Below are 6,368 nucleotides of genomic sequence, written 5' to 3'. Positions count from 1 at the left end.
TTTTTATTTTCAAAACGAAATTAGTGTTGTTTTTGTTTTTTGTTTTCGTTGTAAATATTCATAGAAAAAAGAAAAATCAAAAGTACATTTGAAATTAATCTAAACCATTCTACTTTATTTTCTTGGTAAGAAATAATAATATTTAACACCAATAAAATAATGGCTAATAGTAGAAAAAACAAATTAAATTTGGCTCTAGTTGTCATTATTTATTGTTTTCTATTTTACTTAATTTGATGATTTGCAGAATCATACTAAATGCTAATAATACATTTGCAGAAATTGCCAAAAGATTATATTCATTGGTTTTTAATCCAGAAAATATAAGCATTGCGCTCATAAAGGTAAATCCAAACAATAAGCCCGTTAAAATGTATATTTTAGTTTGATTGGAAATTTTCATAATTAAAATCCTAAGTCGCGTTCAATTTCTTCCATCTCAATAATATCGTGCGCTTCAAGTAACGAAGGAACGGTAGTAATTGAAGTTGGAACTTTATTAAATTCAATATCCGTAGCAACAACTACAAAAGATTTTTTGTTTTTTTTATGAGCTTTTGCTACATCAGAAAATTGCTTTAAGTCGCTTATTTCAAATGACTTATCGTGTGTAATGTCAATTATTAAATTAACTGATTTATACGAATTATATTGTTCAGTTAATTTTTGTAAAAACACTTCAAAACTACTTTCAGTATCTTTAATTATGGTTGTATGACCTTTTTGTTCTACTTTCATTTGAACTAATTTTTAATCTTACTCGCTAATAAATAAATAACTGCCATTCTCACCGCTACACCATTTTCTACCTGATCTAAAATAACCGAATGATTTCCATCTGCCACATCCGAAGTAATTTCTACCCCACGGTTTATAGGTCCTGGATGCATAACTATAATTTCTTTATTCAGGTTATTTAATATTTCATTTGTTAGTCCAAATTGCTGGGTATATTCTCGTGTATTTGGAAAATAACTTACATCCAGTCTTTCATTCTGCACACGTAACATATTCGCTACATCGCACCATTCTAAGGCTTTTATTAAATTAGGTTCGTAAGTTACTCCTAAAGAATTAATGTATTGAGGAATCAACGTTTTAGGTCCGCAAACCTTCACTTCTGCACCTTGCATTTGTAGGGCGAAAATATTGGAAAGTGCTACTCTACTGTGTAAAATATCACCAACAATAACTATTTTTTTACCTGCTACTTCGCCTAATTTTTCACGAATGGTATAACTATCTAATAAAGCTTGTGTAGGGTGTTCGTGTGCGCCATCACCAGCATTTACAATACTTGCTTTTACGTGTTGTGCTAAAAAATGTGCCGCTCCAGGCGAACTATGACGCATAACTACCATATCCACTTTCATAGCTAAAATATTATTTACGGTATCAATTAGCGTTTCTCCTTTTTTAACTGAAGATTGTCCTGAAGAAAAACTCATTACATCGGCTGAAAGTCGTTTTTGAGCCAATTCGAAAGATAATTTAGTTCGTGTACTGTTTTCGAAAAAGATGTTAGCAATAGTAATGTCTTGTAAAGAAGGTACTTTTTTTATAGGACGATTGATTACTTCTTTAAACTGATCAGCGGTTTCAAGAATTAAATTAATATCATTGGTATTGATGTACTTTATTCCTAATAAATGATTGACGCTTAATTCTTTCATTTTAAATGTGTTGTTTAAACTATATTTTGTGTTGCATTCGAGAGCCTCAAGCAACTGTGACTGAGGATCTCGAAGTCACTTAACTATTAATTTTTTACCTCAATATAAACGGCGTCTTCACCATCATTTTCAGCCCACTTTACTAACACTTTCTCATTATTAATAGCATCTACTTGTCTCCCTCTATAATCGGGTTGAATGGGTAAATCACGACTAAATCGTCTGTCTATAAGGGTTAATAGTTCTATTGATTTTGGTCTTCCGAAAGATTGTATTGCAGTCAAAGCTGCACGAATACTTCTCCCGGTATATAATACATCATCTATAAAAACGACATTTTTGTCTTCTACTAAAAAATCTATTTGGGTTTGATTGGCTTCAAATGGTTTTTCATTTCTACGAAAATCATCTCTAAAGAAAGTAATATCTAAAAACCCTAATTTCAAATCAGAAATTTGATAGTCGTCTTTTAAAATTTGTGATAATCTTTTGGCTAAAAATGCACCTCTGGGCTGAATTCCAATAAGAATAGTAGTAGTGAAATCAAGGTGTTTTTCGATTAATTGACAGGCCAATCGATGTAGAATGATGTTGACTTCTTTTGAATTGAGCAATATTTTTTGACTCATATTTTGTGTATTGTGACTACAAATGTAATATATTTCAATTAGAATATCAAAAGCAATCCAAAAAATCATTTTTTTAAACACGGATATAAGAAATTTTAAAAATTTATCTAATTTCTTAAATCTGTGTTTTAAAGTTAAATCTATATTAAAAATTCATCAATTCTTTATATAATTTATGTGTTGGCAAGCCCACTACATTGGCATAACTTCCTTCAATTTTTTCAATAGCTACCAAACCAATCCACTCTTGAATGCCATAAGAACCGGCTTTGTCAAAGGGTTTGTAATTTTTTAAATAAAATTCAATTTCTTCAAGAGATAAATCCGTAAAAGTAACCAAGGTTTCGTCGTGAAAAACCACTTCCTTTTTAGTCGATTTTATGCAAACAGAAGTAATCACTTTATGTGTTTTGCCAGACATTTCTGTTAACATTCTTACTGCGTGAGATGCGTCGATAGGTTTTCCTAATGCCTTATTATCCAACCAAACAATAGTATCTGAAGTAATTAAAACTTCGTTATCTTGTAAATCATTTTCAAAAGCACTGGCTTTCAATTTGGCTAAAAAATTAGTTATTTCTTCGGCTTTTAAATGATCTGGGTAAATCTCTTCAATTTCTTTTAACTTTATTTCAAAATCAATCTCTAATTCTTTTAAAAATTGTTGTCTTCTTGGCGAACCCGATGCTAAAATGATTTTATGATTTTTGAATTTATCGTTAAGCATATTGCATTGAAATTAAGATGATTAGCAAAGATAATATTGTAGTAATTTGAACTACTTTCAAAATTTTCACTACCAACATATACGATTTACTTTTTTCGTATTGAAATAATTTAATTCCAATAAATACAACAGGCGCTATAATAAATAGAATAAAATACCCTACCGCATACAAATTATGTGCTAAATTTTCAATCAAATAATAAGTTAGATAACTAATAAAAAGTACTAACGAAGCTGATCCAATAATTTTCGAATATTTTATTCCGAAAGATGTTGCAACAGTTGAAATTCCGTATGCAGCATCTCCTTTTTCGTTAGCTATTGTTTTGATAATTTCGATAGCAAATTGAAGCAAAAAAATAAATATGGCATAATCTGTTAGGATTGATACTAACGTTTTCATAAAAAATTCATTTCCAGCATAAATAGCAGGAAAAATATTGAATAAACTAATGATAACAATAGATAACGCGGCTACAAGTGCCACAATTACATTTCCTAAAACAGGAATTTGCTTTAATCCATTTGAATAAATATACAAAAGCGCCGCGCAAATGACAAATATCGTAGCAAAAGCGGGTTTATTAATAACCCGACTCAAATAAAACCCAATTCCAACTCCTAAGCACGTAAATATAAAATACAAATTATAGGCTGTTTTTTCTGAAATATGAGTACCTATAACCACTTCGTTTGGTTTATTTATGGAATCAGTTTCCACATCAAAAATGGCATTAATTATAAAGCCACCTGCTAAAATAAATAGCGTTGCAAAAACTAATAACACATACTGAAAATTAGATAACGATTGCCAAAGCACTAACGATTGAGGAGCACCTAAAGCATCTTTGAAATGAATATGATTCAAGAATCCGAATTTAATAAGGAGTTGCATAAAAGCAAACAGAACTAAATTTTCTATTCGAATTAATTTAAAAAAATGTTTCATAAAACTTGATAGAAATTAAAAAAACTTAGCATCAAAATCGTCCATCCATTTTCCTTGAACTTTCATTACCTGTTCAATTACATCTCTTACAGCGCCTTTTCCGCCATTTGCGTGAGAAATATATTTGCTAACGCCTTTTATTTCTTGAACGGCATCTTGTGGACACGTCGGTAAACCTACTTTTTGCATCACTAAATAATCAGGAATATCATCGCCCATATATAGAATTTCTTCTGGTTGCAATTGATAGGCATCGCAAATTTCGTAGAACTTTTCAACTTTATCTGGTGCTGCCAAATAAATATCTTTTATTCCTAAATTTTGTAATCTAACGCGAACACCTTCGTTACTTCCACCAGAGATAATACAAACAGGATACCCTTTGTCAATAGCAGCTTTCATAGCATAGCCGTCTTTAATATTCATTTGACGAAGCAATTGCCCGTCTTCAGAAATATGAACGGTTCCATCTGTTAATACGCCATCGATATCAAAGATAAACGCTTTAATATCATTCATTACTTCTTTATAACTTTTCGCCATTTTGAATAGATTTTGTCAAAATTTTATATATTTCTTTTTGATTTTCGTTCGTAAGAAAATCGATATGTTTTTCAATGGTTTTTTTGTCGTTTCTTATAGCAGGTCCCGTTTGCGCTTCACTTGGTGAAAGCGATTTTATCTTTTTAGCTGTCTCTTCAATTAAAGGATGTAAAATTTCAAACGGTATGTTGTTTTCTACACAAATCGTATTTCCAATAGTGTACAAATGATTTGCAAAATTACATACAAAAACGGCAGAAACGTGAAGTGCTTTTCGCTGCTCACTTGATATAACGTATACATTTTTTGATATAGATTTCGCAATTTTTTCTAATAATTTAAAATCTGAAACATTTTCTGCTTCTAAACAAATTGGAATTTCAGAAAAATCAACTGCTTTGCTTTTTGTAAAGGTTTGTAACGGATAAAAAACACCTTTTCTATTTTTACTATCTAATACATTAATATCCGTACTTCCCGAAGTATGAACCACTAACCTATTTTCAAAAAGTAATTGAGATGAAACGCTTGAAATAGCACTATCTGAAACACAAATAATGTATACATCAGCAGCTTTAATTTCTGTATAATCTGAAGTTTGCAGCGTTTCTGGAAAATCTTTTGTTATTGTTCTTGAAAAAACTTGTACCACTTCTATTCCATTAGCTTTCGAAAATGCTTGAAATAAGTGAGTAGCCACGTTTCCTGAACCTAAAAGAATTACTTTTATCATTTTGCGAAGATAAACAATCGCAATAACAATATCAAATTTCAATTTTTTAAAACAAGATTTAAGTATTTTCTCAAATCTGTGTTGTAAAAAATAATCCTATTGCCTAATTTTGAAAAAAATCTGTAAAATGAAAATCGTTATTTCTCCAGCAAAATCTTTAAATTTAGATAAAGAACTTCCCATATCTTTATTTACGGAATCGTCTTTTTTAAAACAAGCTGAAACCATCCAGAAAACATTAAAAAAGAAAAAGCCAAAACAATTGATGGAATTAATGGATATTTCTGAAAAATTAGCAGATTTAAATTGGCAAAGAAATCAAGATTGGCAACTTCCGTTTAAGCCAGAAAATGCTCGACCAGCAATTTATACTTTTGATGGCGAAGTATACACAGGTATAGATGCATATTCGTTACCTGCAAAGAAAATTCCAGTTTTACAAGAAAAATTAAGAATTTTATCTGGATTGTATGGCGTATTGAAACCTTTAGATTTAATGCAAGCCTACCGTTTAGAAATGGGCACTTCAATGCCAATAGGTACGAAGAAAAATCTATACGAATTTTGGAAAAAGACTCTTACAGATCAATTAAATTCTGAATTAAATAAAGACGAGTTGTTTGTAAACTTGGCCAGTAACGAATATTTTTCAGCCGTTGATACTAAAAAATTAAAAGTTCCAGTTATTACTCCAGAATTTAAAGATTATAAAGACGGAAAGCTTAAAATGATTTCATTTTTTGCTAAAAAAGCAAGAGGTTTAATGGTACGATATATTATTGATACGAATGCTGAATCAGTTGATGATTTAAAAGGTTTCAACTATGAAGGGTATGCGTTTGATGCTAATTTGTCAGAAGGAAATAAATTGGTTTTTACTCGATAATTAATTATTCAACCAATTTTCTAATATCTTTTTTCCATCAGGTGTCAATATACTTTCTGGATGAAATTGCACGCCTCGAACATCGTAAACGCTATGTTTCACTGACATAATTTGTTTATTTTCGTCAACTGAAGTTATAATCAAATTTTGTGGGAAATTGTCGTTTGAAATTACCCAAGAATGATAACGACCTACTTCAATTTCATTTGGTAAATTAGTAAAAATAAC

The 6,368-nt window shown here is 30.2% G+C and carries 10 protein-coding genes and 1 pseudogene; 1 reads left to right on the top strand and 10 read right to left on the bottom strand.

Going from position 1 to position 6,368, the window contains the following annotated elements; genetic code table 11:
• Positions 1-20: 20 nt before the first annotated feature.
• The 9 genes from ACIQ11_RS08090 to ACIQ11_RS08050 form a co-directional block, all read right to left on the bottom strand.
• Positions 21-206, bottom strand: coding sequence for a hypothetical protein (locus ACIQ11_RS08090; protein ID WP_396154152.1), 186 nt, complete (start codon positions 204-206; stop codon positions 21-23).
• The gene (locus ACIQ11_RS08085; protein WP_396154151.1) at positions 206-403 is read right to left on the bottom strand and encodes a hypothetical protein; all 198 of its coding nucleotides are present in this window, start codon (positions 401-403) and stop codon (positions 206-208) included. Before ACIQ11_RS08085 ends, ACIQ11_RS08090 begins: the two co-directional genes overlap by 1 nt.
• Positions 404-405: 2 nt before the next feature.
• A complete protein-coding gene (locus ACIQ11_RS08080; protein WP_396154150.1) occupies positions 406-738 on the bottom strand; it encodes a ribonuclease Z in 333 nt (110 codons plus the stop codon).
• Between the two features lie 5 nt (positions 739-743).
• Positions 744-1,673, bottom strand: coding sequence for an aspartate carbamoyltransferase catalytic subunit (locus ACIQ11_RS08075; protein WP_396154149.1), 930 nt, complete (start codon positions 1,671-1,673; stop codon positions 744-746).
• 86 nt (positions 1,674-1,759) lie between these two features.
• Entirely contained in the window at positions 1,760-2,302 is a 543-nt protein-coding gene (gene pyrR / locus ACIQ11_RS08070) for a bifunctional pyr operon transcriptional regulator/uracil phosphoribosyltransferase PyrR (RefSeq protein ID WP_353079920.1), read from the bottom strand.
• 145 nt (positions 2,303-2,447) lie between these two features.
• Positions 2,448-3,029: a Maf-like protein gene (locus ACIQ11_RS08065; RefSeq protein WP_396154148.1), complete on the bottom strand. Its 582-nt coding sequence runs from the start codon at positions 3,027-3,029 to the stop codon at positions 2,448-2,450.
• Positions 3,022-3,978, bottom strand: a complete 957-nt coding sequence (locus tag ACIQ11_RS08060) for a geranylgeranylglycerol-phosphate geranylgeranyltransferase (RefSeq protein WP_396154147.1) — start codon at positions 3,976-3,978, stop codon at positions 3,022-3,024. Before ACIQ11_RS08060 ends, ACIQ11_RS08065 begins: the two co-directional genes overlap by 8 nt.
• A gap of 15 nt (positions 3,979-3,993) precedes the next feature.
• On the bottom strand, positions 3,994-4,521 hold the full coding sequence (locus tag ACIQ11_RS08055) for a KdsC family phosphatase (RefSeq protein WP_396154146.1): 528 nt from the start codon (positions 4,519-4,521) through the stop codon (positions 3,994-3,996).
• Complete coding sequence (locus ACIQ11_RS08050) at positions 4,505-5,254, bottom strand: Rossmann-like and DUF2520 domain-containing protein (protein ID WP_396154145.1); 750 nt, start codon at positions 5,252-5,254, stop codon at positions 4,505-4,507. The genes ACIQ11_RS08055 and ACIQ11_RS08050 overlap by 17 nt, the downstream gene beginning before the upstream one ends.
• A gap of 127 nt (positions 5,255-5,381) precedes the next feature.
• On the opposite strand from ACIQ11_RS08050, the gene yaaA reads away from it, so the two are divergent.
• Positions 5,382-6,140 carry a peroxide stress protein YaaA gene (gene yaaA, locus ACIQ11_RS08045; protein WP_396154144.1) on the top strand — a complete coding sequence of 253 codons (759 nt, stop codon included), beginning with the start codon at positions 5,382-5,384 and terminating at the stop codon, positions 6,138-6,140.
• On the opposite strand, the pseudogene ACIQ11_RS08040 reads toward yaaA, so the two are convergent.
• Positions 6,141-6,368: pseudogene (locus tag ACIQ11_RS08040) on the bottom strand (aminodeoxychorismate/anthranilate synthase component II); the annotation flags it as partial.

Source organism: Flavobacterium sp. (assembly GCF_044361065.1).
In the GTDB taxonomy this organism is placed as follows: domain Bacteria; phylum Bacteroidota; class Bacteroidia; order Flavobacteriales; family Flavobacteriaceae; genus Flavobacterium.
Note: the sequence above shows the minus strand (reverse complement) of the source record. Positions and strands in the feature narration are given on the sequence as shown.